The organism is Ignavibacteriota bacterium, from assembly GCA_019637995.1.
Taxonomy (GTDB): Bacteria; Bacteroidota; Ignavibacteria; order Kapaibacteriales; family UBA2268; genus JANJTB01.
The window spans coordinates 370242-390876 of the sequence record JAHBUQ010000002.1 but is presented as its reverse complement, the minus strand read 5'-3'; the positions used below and the strand labels follow the sequence as shown (position 1 = coordinate 390876).

The 20635-nt window shown below is 34.0% G+C and carries 17 protein-coding genes; 4 read left to right on the top strand and 13 right to left on the bottom strand.

Going from position 1 to position 20635, the window contains the following annotated elements; all coding sequences use genetic code 11:
• Window positions 1-17: 17 nt before the first annotated feature.
• On the bottom strand, window positions 18-977 hold the full coding sequence (locus KF896_07740; protein MBX3043593.1) for a sodium-dependent bicarbonate transport family permease: 960 nt from the start codon (window positions 975-977) through the stop codon (window positions 18-20).
• Window positions 978-1247: 270 nt separating this feature from the next.
• Window positions 1248-4508 (bottom strand): PD40 domain-containing protein, encoded by a 3261-nt coding sequence (locus KF896_07735; protein ID MBX3043592.1) that lies wholly within the window; start codon window positions 4506-4508, stop codon window positions 1248-1250.
• Between the two features lie 166 nt (window positions 4509-4674).
• Here KF896_07735 and KF896_07730 point away from each other — a divergent pair, with 166 nt between their 5' ends.
• Window positions 4675-4869 carry a hypothetical protein gene (locus KF896_07730; GenBank protein MBX3043591.1) on the top strand — a complete coding sequence of 65 codons (195 nt, stop codon included), beginning with the start codon at window positions 4675-4677 and terminating at the stop codon, window positions 4867-4869.
• 410 nt (window positions 4870-5279) lie between these two features.
• On the opposite strand, the gene KF896_07725 is transcribed toward KF896_07730, so the two are convergent.
• The 4 genes from KF896_07725 to KF896_07710 form a co-directional block, all read right to left on the bottom strand.
• Window positions 5280-7484, bottom strand: a complete 2205-nt coding sequence (locus KF896_07725; protein MBX3043590.1) for a T9SS type A sorting domain-containing protein — start codon at window positions 7482-7484, stop codon at window positions 5280-5282.
• Between the two features lie 68 nt (window positions 7485-7552).
• Window positions 7553-8554, bottom strand: coding sequence for a hypothetical protein (locus KF896_07720; GenBank protein ID MBX3043589.1), 1002 nt, complete (start codon window positions 8552-8554; stop codon window positions 7553-7555).
• A gap of 241 nt (window positions 8555-8795) precedes the next feature.
• The gene (locus KF896_07715) at window positions 8796-9404 is read right to left on the bottom strand and encodes a DNA alkylation repair protein (protein ID MBX3043588.1); all 609 of its coding nucleotides are present in this window, start codon (window positions 9402-9404) and stop codon (window positions 8796-8798) included.
• An 82-nt stretch (window positions 9405-9486) separates the two neighbouring features.
• Window positions 9487-10773, bottom strand: coding sequence for a bifunctional folylpolyglutamate synthase/dihydrofolate synthase (locus tag KF896_07710; protein ID MBX3043587.1), 1287 nt, complete (start codon window positions 10771-10773; stop codon window positions 9487-9489).
• Between the two features lie 65 nt (window positions 10774-10838).
• Between KF896_07710 and KF896_07705 the strand changes: the two genes are divergently transcribed.
• Entirely contained in the window at window positions 10839-11540 is a 702-nt protein-coding gene (locus KF896_07705) for an SDR family oxidoreductase (protein ID MBX3043586.1), read from the top strand.
• 1 nt (window position 11541) lies between these two features.
• On the opposite strand, the gene KF896_07700 is transcribed toward KF896_07705, so the two are convergent.
• From KF896_07700 to KF896_07670, 7 genes are all read right to left on the bottom strand, one after another.
• Window positions 11542-13539, bottom strand: a complete 1998-nt coding sequence (locus tag KF896_07700; protein MBX3043585.1) for an OmpA family protein — start codon at window positions 13537-13539, stop codon at window positions 11542-11544.
• Window positions 13540-13642: 103 nt separating this feature from the next.
• Entirely contained in the window at window positions 13643-14401 is a 759-nt protein-coding gene (locus KF896_07695; protein MBX3043584.1) for a type III pantothenate kinase, read from the bottom strand.
• 11 nt (window positions 14402-14412) lie between these two features.
• The gene (locus KF896_07690; GenBank protein ID MBX3043583.1) at window positions 14413-15033 is read right to left on the bottom strand and encodes a hypothetical protein; all 621 of its coding nucleotides are present in this window, start codon (window positions 15031-15033) and stop codon (window positions 14413-14415) included.
• On the bottom strand, window positions 15026-15448 hold the full coding sequence (locus KF896_07685) for a hypothetical protein (GenBank protein ID MBX3043582.1): 423 nt from the start codon (window positions 15446-15448) through the stop codon (window positions 15026-15028). Before KF896_07685 ends, KF896_07690 begins: the two co-directional genes overlap by 8 nt.
• Complete coding sequence (locus KF896_07680) at window positions 15448-16293, bottom strand: alpha/beta hydrolase (protein ID MBX3043581.1); 846 nt, start codon at window positions 16291-16293, stop codon at window positions 15448-15450. Before KF896_07680 ends, KF896_07685 begins: the two co-directional genes overlap by 1 nt.
• The gene (locus KF896_07675) at window positions 16290-18140 is read right to left on the bottom strand and encodes a M28 family peptidase (GenBank protein MBX3043580.1); all 1851 of its coding nucleotides are present in this window, start codon (window positions 18138-18140) and stop codon (window positions 16290-16292) included. The genes KF896_07680 and KF896_07675 overlap by 4 nt, the downstream gene beginning before the upstream one ends.
• Before the next feature lie 177 nt (window positions 18141-18317).
• Window positions 18318-18833, bottom strand: coding sequence for a hypothetical protein (locus KF896_07670; protein MBX3043579.1), 516 nt, complete (start codon window positions 18831-18833; stop codon window positions 18318-18320).
• 200 nt (window positions 18834-19033) lie between these two features.
• Here KF896_07670 and KF896_07665 point away from each other — a divergent pair, with 200 nt between their 5' ends.
• The gene (locus KF896_07665) at window positions 19034-19993 is read left to right on the top strand and encodes an acetyl-CoA carboxylase carboxyltransferase subunit alpha (protein ID MBX3043578.1); all 960 of its coding nucleotides are present in this window, start codon (window positions 19034-19036) and stop codon (window positions 19991-19993) included.
• Window positions 19994-20029: 36 nt separating this feature from the next.
• Window positions 20030-20632: a DedA family protein gene (locus KF896_07660; GenBank protein ID MBX3043577.1), complete on the top strand. Its 603-nt coding sequence runs from the start codon at window positions 20030-20032 to the stop codon at window positions 20630-20632.
• Window positions 20633-20635: the final 3 nt, after the last annotated feature.

Here is a 20635-nt window from a genome sequence, read left to right as displayed (position 1 = left end):
TAAATTAATAAGAATTACTACAAATTCACGATATAGTAATACAATGGCATTCCTAAAGTTATATTCATAGGGAAAGTTACTGCAAGTGCCATTGGGATATAAAGCCCGGCATCTGCCTTAGGTGCTGCAATTCTCATTGCAGCCGGAACAGCAATGTAAGATGCACTTGCCGCAAGTATGGAGAACATAAATCTGTTGCCAACTGATTCTGTAACAATCTGACTTAAAAATGCTACAGAAATTCCATTGATTAAAGGCATCAATAGTCCAAATAATATTGCAAACCTGCCGTATTTTAGAAAACTGTTAAATTTTTGTGAGCTGATAATACCCATTTCAAGTAAAAATATTGCTAAAAATCCCTTGAAAATATCAGTTGTAAACGGCTCAATTCCGCGGGCTTGTTTAGCGTCTGAAACAAATCCGATTACCAAACTTCCTATTAGCATCAATACACTTGCATTTGTAAATGAGTGATGAAGAATTTTTTTCATACCGGTACCGCTTTCTTTTTCTTTTTCATAAAGCATTATAAGAATTACACCAACAATAATTGCCGGAGATTCCATAAGTGCCATTACTGCCACCATGTGCCCACCAAAATCAATAGATTGAGCTTCTAAAAATGATGCTGCTGCTACAAATGTAACTGCACTCACAGAGCCATAAGATGCGGCTACGGCACCTGCATCACTGATTGAAAATTTCGTTTTTAAAATATAAAATGAATACAGTGGTATTATTGATGCAATGATAATTCCAAAAATTAAAGTCGCTAAAATTTCATAAGATAATGGACTATGAGTAAGCTCTTGCCCACCTTTAAATCCAATTGCAAATAAAAGATACAATGAAATAAACTTTGATGTTGATTCAGGTATCTGTAAATCACTTTTTACCCTGTTGGCAATAATACCAAGAATGAAAAACAACAATGTGGGATTTGTTAAATTTGATATTAAAATTTCGAGATTCATAAATTCTGATTAAAATTACGACAAAATTAATCGTATATGACGTTGCTAATATTTTTTATTACTTTTACCAATATTTCCATACAACTGCCAATTTTTGCCTGAATCGTGGATTATTTGGATTAAGGAATTTCGCAGATTTTTAAAAAAGCAAGATGTCCTACACTTGCGAAGTGCAGGACATCTATTTCCATAAACAATGGAGCAAGCTCCATTGCTATAATAGCTAAACATCCGATGTTTCCAAAACACCGGATGTATCAAAAAAATCATCTATTTTCCAAATTCCTCTTTTTTGTTTGGCAATGGCGGTACACTCGGAACTTTTGGCTTTTTATCGGTTTTTTGCAGTTCGAGTACCATTTCTATGGCTTTGTTGAGCTGCTGGTCATTTCCGTGGAACTCCTGCCAAGGGTCATTATCTACATCTAAATCCGGAACCATGCCAACATCTTCAAGTACCCATTTACCATCAGCACTGAAATTTGATACTTCGGGACGATTTACACTGCTTCCATCAAGAAGTGGTAAACTGCCGTAAATTCCGATAACACCACCCCATGAGCGTCTGCCGATAACAGGTCCCAAGCCGAGTGCCTTGAACTGATAAGGGAACAAATCACCATCGGACATTGAAAACTCATTGATAATACAGACCATAGGACCGGTCATAACCGCATCAGGATTTGTCAGAACTTTTTCCATATTACGTGCATATTTGGCTATTACAAGCTCGCGTCGAAGTCGTTCAATAATAAGAGGAGATACATTTCCACCACCATTAAAACGGTCGTCAATTATTAAGCCCTCTTTGCCGAGCTGCGGATAAAAATATCGTACAAACCAGTTCAGACCATTGTTTGGCATCATATCCGGTACATGAATGTAACCAATTTTTCCATTTGTAGCTGAGTCAACTTTTTTGCGGTTTGTTTCGACCCAGTCGTAATATCTGAGTGTTCTTTCACTTTTCACAGTTTTGACATCAAGTATTCTTGCATTTGGGTCATTTGCAGTTTTGCCAATTTTCACCTTAACAAACTTATCGGCTTTATTCAATAATTGAGATGAAGGAGTATTAAATTTGTCGAGTTTCACCCCATCAATTTCAATTATGTAGTCTCCTTCAGCGATATTCAGACCCGGCTCTGTGAGTGGTGAGCGTATATCGTCCTCCCAATTCATACCTTTGTAAATTTTCTTAATTTTATAAGCATTTGATTTACTGTCAAAATCATAATCAGCACCGAGTAAGCCAATCGGAACAGGGCTGACTTTGGGTTGGTCGCCTCCACTTACATAGGCATGTCCAGCATCAAGTTCGCCAATCATTTCACCAATTATGTAAGTCAAATCATTCCTGTGCGAAACATAAGGAAGAAGAGTTTCATAACGTTTGCGGATAGCTTCCCAGTCATAGCCGTGCATATTAGGGTCATAGAAGAAATCGCGGAAATGTCGCCATGATTCATTAAATACCTGCTTCCATTCTGCACGTTTATCCAAAACTTTTTCCATTTGGGTTAAGTCAAGCTTGCCCTCTTTGCCTTCTTTTGTGCTGATTTTTTCGGTAAGTTTTGTAATATAATAATCTCTACCGCTTCTGAAAAATATGCTCTTTTCATCATTGCTGATTGAGAATCCATCCACATTGCCAACTTCTTTTTCTTCTTTACCTGCAAAATCGTAATAGAACATAGCTTTAGGTTTGTCCTTTTCATTTCGGATATAATAAAGCCGGTGATTCTTTGTAGGAACAAGATTTGTGTATAATCCCGCAGGAGCCGGCATTTTAAACACGCGGTCAATTATGTTGTTGAAATTAATTTCGACTCGCACTTCATCGCCTTTCTTGCTGCGTTTTTGCTTTTCTTCCTCGTCGAGAGACTCTTCATCATTTTCAAATACTGCAAATGGATTCATAATTGTGTCCTGAAGCGTCAGACCATAAACATTTGCCATGTGGCTGTATTGAAAATTATACTCAAAATTTCCCATTGACGGATTGAATTCCCTATCAGATACAAATAGCAGAAATCTGCCTCCCGGAGTAAATTTCGGGTTGTATGAGCTGTACATTTCACTTGTAACGGGGATTGATTTTCCAGTTTCAAGAGAATATATATTGATTTGCCCGAAACGCGATTCAGGATAATCAACATAAGCAATCCAACGGCTGTCAGGTGACCACTCGAAATCACTAATATTCCAGATTTGAGATTTTGCTACATTCGTCTGCTTTTTTGTTGCAATATCAATATAATACAAATTGCGGGTATTATCATAAGTCAGAATTTTTTTGCTATCCGGTGACCACAAAAGCGAATAGCGGTAAAATTTGCCATTACTTGTTAATTGCATATTGTCCGAGCCATCCGGTTTCATAAGATATATTTCATCTGTGCCGGATTTATCACTAATGTAAGCAATCCATTTTCCATCGGGTGACCAAACTGCACTGCGGTTATGAACACCAGATTCATTTGTCAGATTTTCGATTTTACCTTTGCTTGCTGGCACGGTATAGATATCGCCGCGTGCTGAAAAAACTGCACGAAGAGCATTAGGAGAAACATCACCGGATGTAATTCTGCTACTTACTTTTTCCGGTGATGGACGCACAGCAGCAAAATCATTAGTGATGAATATTTCTAATTTTTGCACATTTTGCGAAACTAAATCCATCAGATAAATATAACCGCCATTTTCAAAAGCAATATGTTTTGCACCAAGAGAAGGAAATTTAACATCAAATTCTGTAAATTCTGTGATTTTCTTGGTCTGTTTGGTAGTTAAATCATAGCAGAAAAGGTTCATAGTAAAATCGCGGTCTGATAGATAATAAATCTTATCGCCTGCCCATATTGGAATAATATCCTGAAACTTCGTATTGCTAATATTCTCGGATTGCCCGTTTGTCAGGTCATAAATTCTGATATCATCTGCCTGCCCGCCACTGTAACGTTTCCATGTACGGTACTGGCGAAATATGCGGTTATAAGCAATCTTCTTTCCGTCCGGACTGAGAGTGGCAAAACCTCCGCGTGGAACAGGCAACTGCTCCGGAAGTCCTCCATCCTGACCAACAAAAAATAGTTGCCCTGCTAAATTCCATCCAATATGGCGGCTTCGGTAAAGAATTTTCGAGCCGTCGGAAGTCCATTGCATGATTAATTTATCGGGTCCCTGACGTTCAGCAACACCACTTTCCATAAATGAATAAGTAATACGTTTTGGATTAAGGAAATTATCTTTCAAATCAATTGTGTAAATTTCATTATTTCCGTCGTATTCAGCTGTAAAAGCGAGCTTACTGCCATCGGGAGAGAATCTTGGATAACGTTCCAATCCTTCCGAAGTGGTGATTCGTTGTGCAATACCCCCCGAAATCGGTGCAATATAAACATCACCACCATAGATAAATGAAACCTGAGTTTCTGAAGTATTAGGGTATCTTAATAATCTTGCTTCCTGCGAAAATGCGCCTATAGCAATAAATAAAATTCCAATGACTAAAGCAGTTAATCTTTGCATAATCATAAATCCTTTTGTTAAATCATCATTAAATCAATATTACAAAAATACGGTATTTATGTTTAAAATAAAAGAATGGATGGGAAAAAGAATTTTACATTTCAATAAATGAAAATATTTTAATTTACGTTGTTATATTATGTTTTAAATTAATTGAGAAAAAGAAATGCAAAACTTAACTGAAAATGTTCTGTCGGAATCAATGATTAAATCCGCAATTATGGATATGATGAATAATAACAAAGATTTATTCAAAGAAATTATATCTTCAGCAATTCAGGATATTGGGATGGTTGCAACAATGAAAGACACACCAGCAAGTGAAATGAACGGAAAAAGCCCGTTAAGGTACAGACGTTAATTACTTTTTTGTGAATAACTTTGTAATTTGTTATTTTTATACATTTTTCGTAATTATTAATAAATTTATGATTTTGATGTTATAAATTATTAAATATACATAAATACGGCATTTATAATTAATATAAAAGAAAGGGTGGAAAAATGTGTAAAATATAAAAAAATGACTAATTTATCTCATTCAAAAATATCTTCCTTACTTTGTTTTTTGAGTTTACCGGAGCGAATTAATTCAACTTGTTTGAAAGCATCCGCGAGGTCATTCTTAAGATTGAATATTTGAAATCAAATGGCTGAATCCATAAAAATACAAACTAAAAAAATGGATGCATCTTTTCATTCAGTCTGACAATTGGCTTTGTCAATATGAATGAAATGATACATCCAGTAGAAAATATTTTAATTTGATTATTAAATTTTTACAAATTTTTCAGTTTTTTCACCAATTTGAATAATATAAACACCGCTTGGAAGCATTGAAATATCAACTCTTATAACAGTCTTAAAGTTGTTTGATGAGTTTATGTTGCAAATACTCGTTACATCAATACCTAATGGGTTAATTACTTTAAGTTTTTTATCACTCAATTCTCCAGAATTAATCTTGATTTCAATAAATTCAGAAGAAGGATTCGGATAGATTTTCATAGAAAATTCTATAGAATTATCCTCAGTATCTTCTACTGATGTACCTTGAAAATCATTGAGTTGAATACCAACAAGCAGATTATCAGTAGTTTTGGCAATAAGATATTTGCTCTGAATCAAAAGCATATCACTCACCGGACTATAAGTATTTATGAGATGCTTCGGAGTATTGGTGCCTTTATCCCAAAATCTTATTGTGCCGTCTTGATGGGCTGTAACAAAAGAATTTCTTCCGGGAATATTTAAAAATTTAACAATTCTATGCGGATAAATATTTGATTTTTCAATTACCTTCTGTTCGATTAAATTCCCCGAAGCTATATCATTGATATAAATTATATTGCCCGGTTGAGTTATTTTGGGATTAGCATATTGAATCACACAAGAATTGTTATATACGAAATCATTGTTGTGATATTGCCGTGCATCAAATAAACCGCTTACTGATTTATTAGCCAAGTCAAAAGTATAAATCTTAGAACCATCTGTTGCAAGGAACTTTGAATCATCATCAGATAGCGAATAATTAGGATCCAAACCAGCACTATTGCTTATATTTGCAACTAATTTGATCTCATCCTTTAAATAATATTGCTCAAATATTGCGACATTATCTCTCAAACTAAAAATGTTATAAATTGAAGGTTTTATTTTACTAATATTATAGGTGAATCCTGTAATTAAAAATTCACTTAGTTTATTATTGTTGTGATCGAATGTTGAAAAAATATCTGCATGTATAGCTCTTCTTGGATTTATCGTAGACCTGGCATATAAAGAAATAGTTGAGTTTACTTTCCAAAGATGTATTTGCTCGACAAATGATGAATTAAAAACACTAAGAGTATTATCATCTAAAGATGTTGATTTAAAAGTTTCATTGTGTAAAATTTTGAACTCTTTATCAAGAAATATGATTTCATCTCGTTTACCCTGATAGACAAATCTGTTTTTATGATAATCAAAACTTGTAAATCCCATAGTATTACCTTGATCATAATATTCATGATTAAGAGTCAGATCATTACTAAACTTCAATTTCAAATCAGATGCCTTCATATAGGCAATATTGCTGATTTTTTCATCGGGATTTAACACCGTGAAGAAAATTTCATCTGTATTTTTGATAAATTTAAGATGATTTACACTTCCTTGTTTGCTTAGAGTTTCGTCATATATAATTTTTTGTGAAACTGCGTCATAAACTCTTAATTTAAAACTCTGTTCTTTATACAAAATTGCCACATATTTGTTATCTGATGAAACATCATATAAAATAACATCTAACTTCGGCTCAAATTTGTATATTGAAATTGCTCTAAAATTTCCAGTTGATATATCAATATTTACAATTTGTTCTTCATTGAAAATTGCGAATAGTTTATTGTTTGAATTTGTGTAATCGCTAAATGCTTTATAGATATTCAAATCAAATGAAATAACTTCATCTTTATTGATATTATATATATTTGGATATTCTCTACCAAAAATTATCTCACCTGAGGTAAAATAAATCAATGAGTCATTGTAGAATACATACCCGTCAATAAATTTCTTAAGTACTTTTAATGTTTTTGTATCTATGAGACTACCATGAGAAAGCAATTTAGTTTGATCATCAGAAATGGAATTTGGTAAAATACTAATATTTCCAGTTCTTTTTGAGAATATATGGTCGATAAACTTTTCACTTTCAGAGTCTATAATTTTAGAACCAAGACCCACCAAGAAACCATCTTTGCTGTCATTTGAATACACTTTCGAGATGTTTAAAGGTTGCCCATAAATATCGAGGGATTTATCATAAGTCTTTGTATATATCAAATCCCCTGTATTAATATCAATAAAGTCTAAATATGGACCAACTGATGTTGCTAAATAAGGCTTAGCAAAATGCAAAAATCTTGATCGCGTAAGATTAAATTGTTGGACTAAAGTTCCCTGACTACTTCTAATATCGACATTCATTATATCAACATTAAAGTAATTATTCACCCAGTCTTGTACATAAAACAAATATTCTACATTGTTATTATTTAAACTGAATATTTTTTTGGATATTGATAGTAATTTGGATTTATATCTAATAAATTAATATTGTTTATTTCTTCATTTTCTAAACTAATAATCATTGATTGTTGATAATTTATTGAATTGATATTAAATTTATCATCTTTTATTACATAGTTAAATGAGATACTATTTGGATTTAAATCATCAATAAATGTACTGACTAAATAATAATTTTCTTTGTCAGAGAAAAAACTGTCAAAAGAAGGGATATTCTCGATTTTTAAATTATTTAAGTCTAGTTTTAATAATTTTGCAGTATCGTTATTGCTGTAAAAGTAAATTATATCCCTGTACTTATGCGATTTTAAGTTGTCTATCATAACACCTTCCAAACCATTTATGGTTAGCAACTTAAATTTGCCATCAGTATAGGAATGAATTTTTCCATCAAAAATAAAAATGTACTCATCTGCGGAAAATTTTTGTATATTTTCTATGCTCTTGTTCAAATGTGAAATGGAAAATATTCCATTTGTTGACTTTGAATCGAAATCAAGGACATATAATTTTGATTCTTCTTGGTTGCTACTGTTTTTGCTTGAAGTTACAAAATATGCAGATTTGCCATCATTATTCATCTTAAAGTCAATTAATTTACCTTGAACATAGTCATAAATGGAATTATCGGAAATATTTAAAAGATAATTTCCGACAATTATGTATGGCAAGTTTATATGGTATATATTGTTTAGAGTGAGTTGGGTAAAAGTTTTTGAGGGGTCAGCAGAACTATAATTAAAAGACATAATTGGTATAGAGCTCATTATTTCAAAGCTTGATGAATTAATAAGTTTGATATAATGTTGTTCAACTATAACCAAAGTATCGCCGGTAAAACTTTTTCCAGAGTAAAGAATATCACTAAGAACTTTGTCGGATGTATGCCACATTAATTTTGGTTCTTCAGATTTTGCAATCAGAATTACAAATAAGAAACAAAGACAAATAGTAAAAAAATGTTTCATAAATTACCTCATTTTAGTAAGTAAAAATTATAAAAATATGTACAAAAATATAACGCAATATAATTATAAAATATTAATTTAAAAAAATATTTTTGATTCACAATAATTTCCACATCTTATTTTATGAATATTAATCAATTTTTTTTATAACTGAATAATAATCAAACTCCAAAATCAAGGGAACAATAAAATAGGCATGACTTGTTTAATACTTTGTATTTTTTAAGATATCAGGATAACATTATAAATCTCCGTACTTACTTTTCAGCTCCCTTCTTGCATCAGATGCAATCCATTTTGCAGCTTTACTTTTCGAATATTTTTCATTAAGTAAATCGCAAATATCCAAACTTTTTAATGCTAAGTTTCTGTTGCGCTTACCTATTTGTCTGAGTGCCCAGTTTACTGCTTTTTTGATATAATGTCTTTCATCAGTTGAATGTGTGATAATGATGTCAATATATTGATTGAAAAAGCTGTCCGGCAACTTCTTATGATGAACCGCAATCCATGCAATTAATGCAAATGAAGCCCGCTTGACAAAAAGTCTTTCATCATTTTGCCACTCATGAACTTTGTCATAAGCATACATTGTTTTTTGAAAGAGCTTACCGGTTACCGAATCGCATATTGCCCAATTATCGAAATCTCCAGCCCATTTGTCTATTGTTTGCTCTTCTATTATCTTGGGGTCAGCAATTAATGCAGCGAGTATTCTCACGTCATGAAAACCTGTTTCCCAAAGGTCGAGTGCGAGTGGATGATTGCGTTTGATTTGCCTTCTGAGCTCTTCGAGTTGACCGGCAGTCACGCCGAATGCTTTAGTTGTCGTAATTCCGAATCTTGCCATTCCTTCGATATTAGCAGGATTATATCTATGTTCGAACCAATTTAATACTTCTTCTTTGCTCACAATTTATTCCCTTTATTTGTTAATTTATATTTATATTTTCGAGGACTTCACCGACAAGATAGAATGAGCCGAAAATCAGGATGTTATCTAAATCAGCGGTTGCTGTTAATGCATTATTTACATCAGTATAAGTTTTGATATTACTTATTCCAAATGATTTGAATTTATTTGCAAGGTCATAAGATTTCATCGCTCTTTGTATTTTCAAATCAGGAATATGAACCGATAAAGCATATTTCTTCAAGTATTGATTTAATATTTCAAAATTTTTATCTGCCATAAAATTGCAAATAATATTCCACTTTTTATCAGGAAAATACTGCTCCAAAGTATTAAATAAATTCTCAATGCTATTGTCATTATGAGACCCGTCAAGTATTATCAACGGACTATTTGACAGTACATCAATTCTTGCTTTTAATCCTGCTAGCGACCTTACATTTTTTAATCCGTTTTGAATATTTAAATCATTGATTTTGTAATTTTGTCTGATAATATCAATTGCCGAAAGCACGGTTTTCAAGTTGTCTTTCTGCGCCTTTCCGCTTAAACCAAAGTCTGTCTCAAGTAATTTTCCATCGGGGTATTTTACAGAAAAATTTGATACAAGAATATTTTTGCTTATGATATTTTTAATTTGAATATATTTGTCTGCCTCAATCAATACGCTTTCCGGACAATGCCGATTTACGACATTATTAACTCTATCGTTATTGCGTGCAAGTACGCAGGGTATGCCCGGTTTGATTATACCGGCTTTTTCTTTAGCAATTTTTTCAATAGTATCTCCTAAATATTCCTGATGGTCTAAATCAATTTTCGTAATTACCGATACAAGTGGATATACTACATTCGTAGAGTCAAATCTTCCACCCATTCCGGTTTCTATTACAGCTATATCAACAGCTTTCTCAGCAAAATGCATAAATGCCATTACAGTAGTAATCTCAAAGAAAGTGGCTCCAATTATTTCAGCAGTGCCCTTAAGTTTGTGGTAATATTCAACAATTTCACTATTGCTGATAAGTGTGTCATTTATTCTGATTCTTTCGTTAAAATCAAGCAGATGTGGTGATGTATAAAGCCCTGTTTTATAGCCGGCATCCATCAAAATTGCGGCAATTGACGAGCATACCGAACCTTTTCCGTTTGTTCCGGCTATATGAATACTTCGAAATTTATTCTGAGGACTATTCTGCGAATTGCAAAGTGCAAGAGTTCGCTCAAGCCCGGGCTTAATTCCAAATCGTTGCTTTGCGAATAAATCATATAAAACACTATCTATTGAAATAATATTTTCACTCATACTTCACGATTTTTGTAAATTTATTTTTTTAAAAATAATACTTGTTAGTCATAATACAAAATTAAATGAATAAAAAATCTTTTAACGAAATTAATGCTGTGATAAGTGGCGGAAATAAAGGAATTGGGCTTGCCGTTGCAAAATCATTGTTAAATGCCGGTGCGAGAGTGTTTTCATTAGGTCGGAGTGAATTTGCGGCATTCCATCAAAATTTTACTCATATCAGTTGCGATATTACAAATTTTAGCAGGACAAAAGCTGTAATTGATGAAATTAAAAGCCGGTATGAATTAAATATGCTTGTAAATAACGCCGGTTTGGCTGATTTTTGTAATTTTGCAAGTTCTAATTCTGAAAGTAATTACAATATGGTAAATTTGAATTTATCATCAGCTATTTCACTTACTCATAATTTATTAGGAGATATGCTAAAAAATCAATTTGGAATAATTGTTAACATTTCTTCAATAGCAGCAATAGAAAATTTTGCAGATTGCAGCGTATATAATGCTACAAAAGCGGGACTTCTTTCATTTTCACGTTCACTTCGAAAGGAAGTTCGTGGAAAAGGAATCAAAATTTTAGACTTTCTACCCGGCGCTACACTGACTGATATTTGGGATAAAGATTTCGCTGCTTCTTATGGCAGCAAAATGATGCTACCGGAAGAAATTGCTGAAATAATTTTTGAAAACATAAAGTTATCACTAAATCCCCGGCTTATGATTGAGGAAGTAATCATCACACCACAAGCAGGAAGTTTGTAGATTATTTTTCAAGTATGACAAATTCAACGCGTCGGTTTTGAGCTCTGCCTTCATCGGTAGTATTATTATCAATTGGTTTTGTGCTACCGAATCCTTGAATTTTGATTCTACTCATACTGATGTTATATCCTTGAAGAAAATCAGCAACAGCTTCAGCACGCTTTAACGATAAGGTCTTATTGAAATTACTTTTGCCGACATTGTCAGTATGTCCATTAAGTTGAATTTTCATATCGGGGTTTTGATTGAGTAAATCAACAAGACGATAAAGCTCAGAATATGACTCAGGTAGAAGCTCAGATTCAGCAAAGTTAAAGAAAATATTATTTATTCTTACAATTTGTCCTTCTTCTATAGGCACAAGGTATAAATCTCTTCTCAATTCATTATACTGCTTAATATTTTTTAGGTCAATGTTTTGATTAACTGAGGCAAATCCCTTCGACCTACCCAAAAAACCGTAGATATTTCCGGCAGGAAGTATTATGCTGTATTCACCTGTCAGTGGGTTTGAACGTGCCATTCCGGCTTCTTTTCCATCGGGAAGAATTTCATAACGAATATCAGCAGAAAGCGGCTGATTGGTCTTTTGATTTAATACTTTTCCCTTAATCAATACTACGATATCGGGTTTGGCAGACTGAGGCAGCCTTACACGATAGATATCCTCAGCAGTTTCAGAATTATGTGATGAGACAAAGTACGCATACTGTCCATCGCTTGTTACAGTATAATAAGCATCCCATCCGGAAGTATTAATCTGCGGACCAAGATTTACCGGCTCGGTCCAGTTTGTCCAGCTATCATCAAGTCTGCGGGAGACATACATGTCGCAGTTGCCGTATCCAGGTCTTCCTGAAGTAGAAAAATAAAGGGTTTTATTATCACTTGCGAGGTATGGCGAAAGTTCTTCTTCTGAAGTATTGATTAGAGGGCCTAAATTTTTAGGCTTACTCCACACAGAATCATCTTCGAGGAAACTGACATGCAAATCGGTTTTTCCATAGCTGTCATCTTGTTTGATTGCTGTAATGAGAATTTTGCTGTTATTTGCAAGACAGAAGCTTGATTTAGGATATAAGTTATAGTAATCATTTATTATTATAGAATCAGGATATGACCATCTGTATCCATCAAAATTAGAAACAGAGAAACCTGCCTTCAAAGTGCCATCAGGAAGATAAATATTCCCGAGAAAAATTGAATTTGCATCAGTAGAAATAGAAATTGCAAAATTTGCATTTTCATTATTTACAGGCTCGCCGAGATTTTCGGCTTCTGAAAAATTTCCGGTGCTGTCAAGGCGTGAAATCCATACATCTTGTCTTTTCTTTTCGCCAATATTTCCGGGATGACCTTCGCGGGTAAAAACAAGTGTTCTGCCATCCTGAGAAATAATTGGAGCAAGTTCCGAATATGGACTATTTACTTTGTCGCTCAGGCGTTCCTTCTCATAAGTTACGCTGTCTTCAATAGTATTGATTGTGATTTCGTAATCGCTGTGATAATCAGCAATGCCAATTGCTTCAATTTGATATTTATCATAATATTCAATGACGTTAACTTCAATTTTGATTTCATCGGTTCGGAAAGCTGTTCTGTCAATATTGAACTTGCTAAGTCTGCCTTCACGAAGCTGATTTCTGACATGGTGATTAGAAAATACGAGATGACCTTGATTCAGTGAGTCGTAAAGAATTATTTTTACAATTGCTCCGGGATTTAAATTTTCATTTATTATAATTTGTTCTGCGAATATTTTTTCAGGAAATTTGACACGTATCCATTCAATTCTGTCAGTAGGGAATTTTGGCATCCAGGCACTGGCACTAAGTCCCTGATACGGCATTATGCTTGGTTTGCCCAAAACCTGAAATGCCGAATATTCTTTATTGCCGGTTTGCGATGAATAGCCTACCAGCTTATCAGCCCAATAGACTGTATTGGAATTTGCTTCGAATGTGCTTAACACTAAAAGGAATATTATTATTTGCTTCATATTACAATTACATTTTATCATTGCATTCAGAGACGTAATAATAATTAATCAATTTATAAATATATGCAAAAATTTAAATTTTAAAAATTGAATCAAATAAATATCAACTATTAGACATTACATTATCATAAATTTTTGCCATACCTCTGAAAATCAAATTTTCGTCATATACAGCACCCGGGAAATGCTTTACAACATACTTCTGAATTTTCCCGCCATAGCCGCCGGTAATAAAAATTGACGGATTTTCAAGATGGTCAAATTCGATTATATTTTCAATAATCATTCTTATAGCTCCTGCAACTCCAATAATAATTCCTAAACTAAGAGCAGAAGGAGTATTTGCACCTGCACCTTTTGGATTAAAATCGAATTTCGGAAATCCAAGTTTTTCGGATATTGATGCAAGTGTATTTTTTTGAGTATAAGCACCGGCAAAAATTGCTCCACCCAGGACTTTGTATTTGTAATCAAGTACATTAACTGTTACAGCGGTTCCGCAATCAACCGTAATAATTGGTGGTTCGTCGAAAACGGTAGCCCCGACAATACCCAACAGCCTGTCATTTCCAATTCCAATAATATCTCTAATATCAACTATATTTTGCTCTTTTATTAAATCTTTGATGTTGACAAAATCGTAAACCTTCTTATTTCGAACAATAGTAGTGAAAATATTCTCTGCATTGTAATTTACTGATGAGTAAACAACCCTATCAAATGACTCATGAGATAGATAATCGGACAAACTAAGAGCAAATCCGGTATGCTTATAATGAAACGGAGTTTTGACGCCGTTCTTGAAAAGTTTAATTCTTGAATTGCCTATATCTGCAAATAGTATAGAGTTTTTAGTATCCATAAAAAAAATTATTATTTAATAATGTTCGACAAATCGGATATGATATTATCTACAGCCATAGAAAAAACTCTGCTGTATGCTTCTGCTATGAATTTAGTTTCGTACTTCCTTCTTACGAACTTTTGCTTATAATTACTGCTGAAAAAGAGCTCAAGTTTATTGTCGTTCAGTCTTTTTAGATAGTCAACTTTGAACTCAATCTGAACGTAGTATTCTCTTGTCTGAGGGCTGTCATCATTATAAGTAGTCATTTCAATCAAGTGTGGCTCCACAATATACTCCGGCAGAGCTATCGAGCCGCTTTTCAATACTCCGTGTTTCAGAAGTCCGCTTTGATTTATTCTAGTTGCTACAAAGTCGGTAGCTAAAGTCGAAACATCGCTAATCCATCTGTGATAAAATAGACGCTCTACATTATTTGGAGGAGTACTTATCAGGAAGTGAGGCGTATCAAAAGTCTCATTTACAAATACCCTCCTAATCATTACAGTCTGCTCCAATACAGGTAAATTCTTCAGCAGAGTCGGTTCCTGCTTCAGCTCATAGTAATTAATAACAGGATAGGGCTCCCGTAGATTAATACATCCGGCAAGAATGATTAAAGGGATAAATAGCATATATAACTTATTCATAGTTCCCCATATCAGTTATAAACCAATTATTTTCTACTTTTAAGGCATTGAAAAATAATTTTCTTCTGAAATTAAACTCAAGATTGTACCGCATTTGATTTGAAGACAATGTATCAGCTTTGATATCTGTTATTTCAGCAAGTGATATCATCCTTTTAATTCTGTGTATATCATAAAATTTTTCATATCTCTCGATTGCAAGATAAGCCATGCCGTCCTCCTGCTTAATCATTTGAGAAGCGGCGGGAACATTATTGCTGTCAAGCTCAGCTTTGAACAAATATATAGCACCTAAAGCTGATTTTTGATTGAATTCTACATAATTTTGAGTAGCAAAATCTGCTCTCGTACCAACAACAACCAATTCGCAACCGCAAATGAGAAATGACGATAATATTACAAGTAATCTGTTCATTACGTATTCTTAAAAAATTCTAAAGTGGACTTAATTGCCGTTTCAATTGCCTCATTCCGACCTTTAAATGGATGTGAGCAATTGAAAGTATGTCCTGCTTTTGGTATGACGATTAAATCACGTTTTTTGTTAATGCTTTCAGTAGATTTAAGTTCGAGTGCTTCTTTCATCTTGACAGTAATATCATTATCGGGATGAATTATTAGCACAGGCAATGATATTTTCGACATTTCGTTCAAAATTGCATTATCAGGGAAGTTCGTGTCTTTATCTTCAATATAACTATAATCAAGATGCAGTTTCTGTCCTGTTTTAGCAATTTCTATTTCAACACTTCCATTTTCTCTCCAAGCCTCTTTTTGACGATTTGTATTTCTGTCTAATTGTGAAATTGAAGCCCAAAGTGCAATCTTTTTAATATTCTCAAACTTGCGAGCTGTAAGAATCGAAACCGCTCCTCCTAATGAATGTCCTGCAAGATATATTTCGCCATTGAATTTGCTTTTGAGCTCATCATTATCTAATTTATTTTCAATTATTTTTGATATTAATTGCGATAAATCAGAAACTTCAACTGATACTTTATTACGCCTGAAAATTGAGTCATCATAAACTTGATTCAAATCATCCACTATACCATTTAGGGAATAATCGAAATTTATAGCAATTACATTGTTTTCTACAAATTTTTCACAGATATACGGGATAAAACTCCAGTTTCTAAAGCCCTTGAAGCCATGGGAAAAAATAACCAAAGGAAATTTTCCCACTTCAGAGGGGATACGAATATCCCCTCTGATTAAATCACCTGATAAATTCATTATTTCAAAAAAATGACTTATCATTGAGCTTTTTGCACAAGTGTTACTTTAACTTCTATTTTTTCCTGATAGTTATCGCCGCGTAGAATATGTACATTCACAACATCACCGGCTTTCTTTTCGCGTATTTTGTACATGAAATCATATAAATTCTTAATTTCGGTTTCATCAATTTGAACAATTATGTCGTTCGGCTGTAAGCCTGCTTTGTAAGCCGGACTGCCGGGAGTAGCACCTGATATTTTGCATCCGAGCGGACTTTCTTCAAAGTTGGGTATAATACCAAACCATACTTCGCCATATCCTTTTTCTCTGTCGGATTTTCTCTCCGGCGCTTTCATTTCGGATTTGATAAATTCTGGTCTGGAATCAGAGTTACCAAGAGTTTCTACTACTCTGGAAATAAAGTTAACAGCCCATGACATTCCGTTGAAATTAATCTTTTGGAATGTGTCGCTTGGTTTATGATAATCTTCATGGACGCCAGTGAAAAACATCAGAACAGGAATGTCCTTGATAACAAATGAAGCATGGTCGCTTGGTCCGTATGCGTCAGATGCTTTAGTAATTGAAAGAGTATCAATCAAATCAAGTGAGTCAATCATTTGTGGAAAAATATTGCCGGATGCAGTTCCAAATGCAGTAAACTCGTTTTTATTCATCCTGCCGACCATATCAATATTAATCATTGTGATAATTTTGCTAAGGTCAACAGGTGGATTATTTACAAAGTAAGATGAACCTAAAAGCCCCATTTCCTCTCCGGAAAACGAGCTGAAAATAATGCTGCGTTTAGGAGGATTCTGAGCATAATAGTAAGCCAGTTCAATCATCGCTGCTACACCAGAAGCATTATCATCTGCTCCATTATGGATTTGAGGACGTCTGCCCTGCTGCATTGATGTTGGACCTCCGTATCCCAGATGGTCATAGTGAGCGCCAATTAGAATGTATTCATCTTTAAGCTTTGGGTCAGTTCCTGTAATAAATCCATTCAAATTGTAGGCAGGTGACTTCTGATCAATTATTTCAACATTGATTTCAACTGTAACATTGGGAAGTATAAAACTTTGCGGTTTACGGTCGGCAACAATTTTATTTTCAGATGCGATAAGCGCCTGATTTTTTGGGAAAAATTTTGACAAGGACTGCCTCCATGCCTGAATTGCAATTATGCCGGAATTTTTGCCCATATTTGTGTATTCAGGTCTTTCGAATACATTCATCGAGTCGCCCTGAATTCTAACCATGATTATGCCAATAGCGCCCTTATTTTTTGCATTTGTTGCTTTATATCTTAAGGAAGAATAATTAGCAAAAGGACCGTCTTTCTTTTCTTTATCGGGTGTTTCAGAGATTAGAATTACTATTTTGTCCTTGACATCAATTCCGGCATAATCATCGTAATCAAGCTCAGTAGCCGATATGCCAAAACCAACAAATGCAATTTCACCCTGAACCTGCCCATTTTCACTGAAGCCAAGTGGCACGAAATCTTCGCTTAAAACCCAATTCTGCTTAACTTTCGGCAATCTTGCTACCGGAACTCCAGGACGCTGAACAACAGTTTGCAAAGCCACAGAGCTTGCCTGTCCATAGCTGAAACCTGTTGCTACACTAAATTCCTGCCTGAAAGTATTATTCCAATTCTTAAGTCCGGCTGAGCGGAAGTGATTTTCGATATAAACAGCGGCTTTTTCTATACCTTCAGTTCCGGGGAATCTCCCTTTGAGTTCGTCATCAGAAAGGTATTTGACTGCTTCACGCATCCGGCTTTGCTCGGGATTTATTTGAGCGAATGATTCAGTTGTCAATAAAGGCAGAAGAACAATTATAATTGCAATGTAAATATAATTTCTATAAATTTTCATTTAACTTTTCCTTAAACTTATTTATCAATTTACACAAATAAAAACAATTTTTTGTTAATATCCATACTTATTAGTAAAATGATTAAAATAATCAATTATTATTTTGCAAAAATAAAAAAAGCCGCTTGAAAATCTATTTATCCAAGCGGCAAAATTTACTTAATAAGTCAAACTCAATTACCATGCGTATCCCACATTGACGCCTAAGTAAAAGGGTCTCCAGTCCATGCCTGCTTCAACAAGAACATTGTAATTGATTCCAAAAACAGGCTCAAGTACAAAATCATCAAAAATCCATTTATAAGTAGCTTCAGCACCAATCGCAAGAGTCATTCTATTGGCATAAGTTGCATCGCGATAGCCGATATACCCAATCGAAGCACTTGGACCGAAACCGAATCCTTTTATAGCTTTGTCAGCATCCTGAAAAAGATACCATTTGTAAATACCTTGCAAACCAACACCAGTCCAGCCTTGATAACCATAATAAGTAGCGCCGATAGTCAGTGAGTTTTCACGGCTTACCTGCATTTCATAATTGACATTAAATATGCCGAAAGCAAGTGCCAGCGGGTTGGCTGTTATAGCTTCGTTATAATTTTTCATTACTCTTTGAGAATGGCTTTCACTTGGAAAAGCTATTAAAATAATCGCAACAAGCACGATTGTTACTGATAATGTCTTAATGTTCATACATTTTCTCCATAATATTTTAATTATTTGCAAAAAAAATTATTACGAATATAATTGATTATTGTCAATAAATGAAAATAAATATTTACGAAATTCAAAATATTGCTAAATAAAAAATATGTTTTGTTTATTACGTTATAACATTAGTATATCAAACTGATTTTGATATTTGAATTTTCAGTTAACAAAAATTTATTATTATGGCAAGTAAATTAACATTTGATTTTGAAAAACCCATTATTGATTTAGAGTCAAAAATTGCTGAAATGCGTGATTTGGGACAGCGAATTGATATTTCCAAAGAAATTAATACTTTGGAAAGTAAAATTGATGAGCTAAGACACGATATTTATGATAACCTTAATCGTTGGCAAAGAGTGCAAATTGCCAGACATCCGGACAGACCATCATCACTTGAATATATTCAAAATTGTTTTGATTCATTTACTGAATTACACGGCGACCGAAAGTTCAAAGATGACCCTGCAATTATTGGCGGTTTTGCAACAATTAATAAGCAATCTTTTATGGTTGTTGGTCACCAAAAAGGTGTTGATACTAAGTCTAATGTTTACAGAAATTTTGGTATGTCAAATCCAGAAGGCTACAGAAAAGCTGCAAGACTTTTCAAACTCGCGGAAAAATTCGGCAAGCCAATAATTACTCTACTTGATACACCCGGTGCATTCCCCGGCATAGAAGCTGAAGAGCGTGGTCAGGCAGAAGCTATTGCGGCAAATTTACTTTTGATGAATCAGTTGAAAGTACCTGTTTTAGTAATAGTAATCGGAGAAGGTGCTTCCGGAGGTGCTATTGGAATAGGAGTCGGAGATAAAATCTTTATGCTGGAAAATTCATGGTATTCAGTTATTTCACCGGAATCATGCTCTTCAATACTTTGGAGAAGCTGGGATTACAAAGAGCAAGCAGCCGAAGCTCTTCAACTTTCAGCAAATGACCTGAAAAAACTGAATGTAATAGATGAAATTATTCCAGAACCCCTCGGTGGAGCACACAAGGATAGAGATAAAATGTTTGCAATTATGAAAGAAACAATAATCCGTGAGCTTAATGCCGTTAAAAAATTCAATGCTGAAAAACTTCTTAAAAAGCGAAGAGAAAAGTTCTATTCTATGGGAGTTTGGGAAGAAGCCAAATAATCCCTAACCATATACAAACAATAAAACAGAATTGGTATGCTAAGACGTCTGCGAATATGGAAATGGCGAATTTCATCATGGTTGATGAGGTTCGCTCAAAAACCATATGCCAAAACTACACTTTTTCTTCATTCATTTGCAGATTCGTCATTTTTCCCTGTAACTATTGATATTACACTGATTCCTATTTCGATAGCAGCACCAAAAAAAGCATTTATTTTTGCTCTATGGGCAACAATTGGCTCTGTTTTGGGCGGTATATTTGCATATTATATCGGTCATGAATTTATGGCTTCATTTGGTAAAGCTATTGTTGCTTTATTTGACAGTGAAGAGACTTGGGAAATTATGCTTAATACTTTTAGAGGTGAATATGCAAAATGGACTTTAATCGTTGCATCGCTCACACCTTTGCCATTTGCGTTGGCAACTATGGCAAGCGGGGTGGCGGATATGGATTTTACAACATTTTTACTTCTATCATTTGTGGGTCGAGCTACAAGATTTTTTTTGCTTGCCTTACTGATAAATTATTTTGGTCCGGCAGTTCAAGTATTTTTGAATAAATATTCCAGAATCATTGCTGTTTCATTCGCAATTATTTTTATATTATTTGTAGTATTTTTGATAATCAGGTGATAA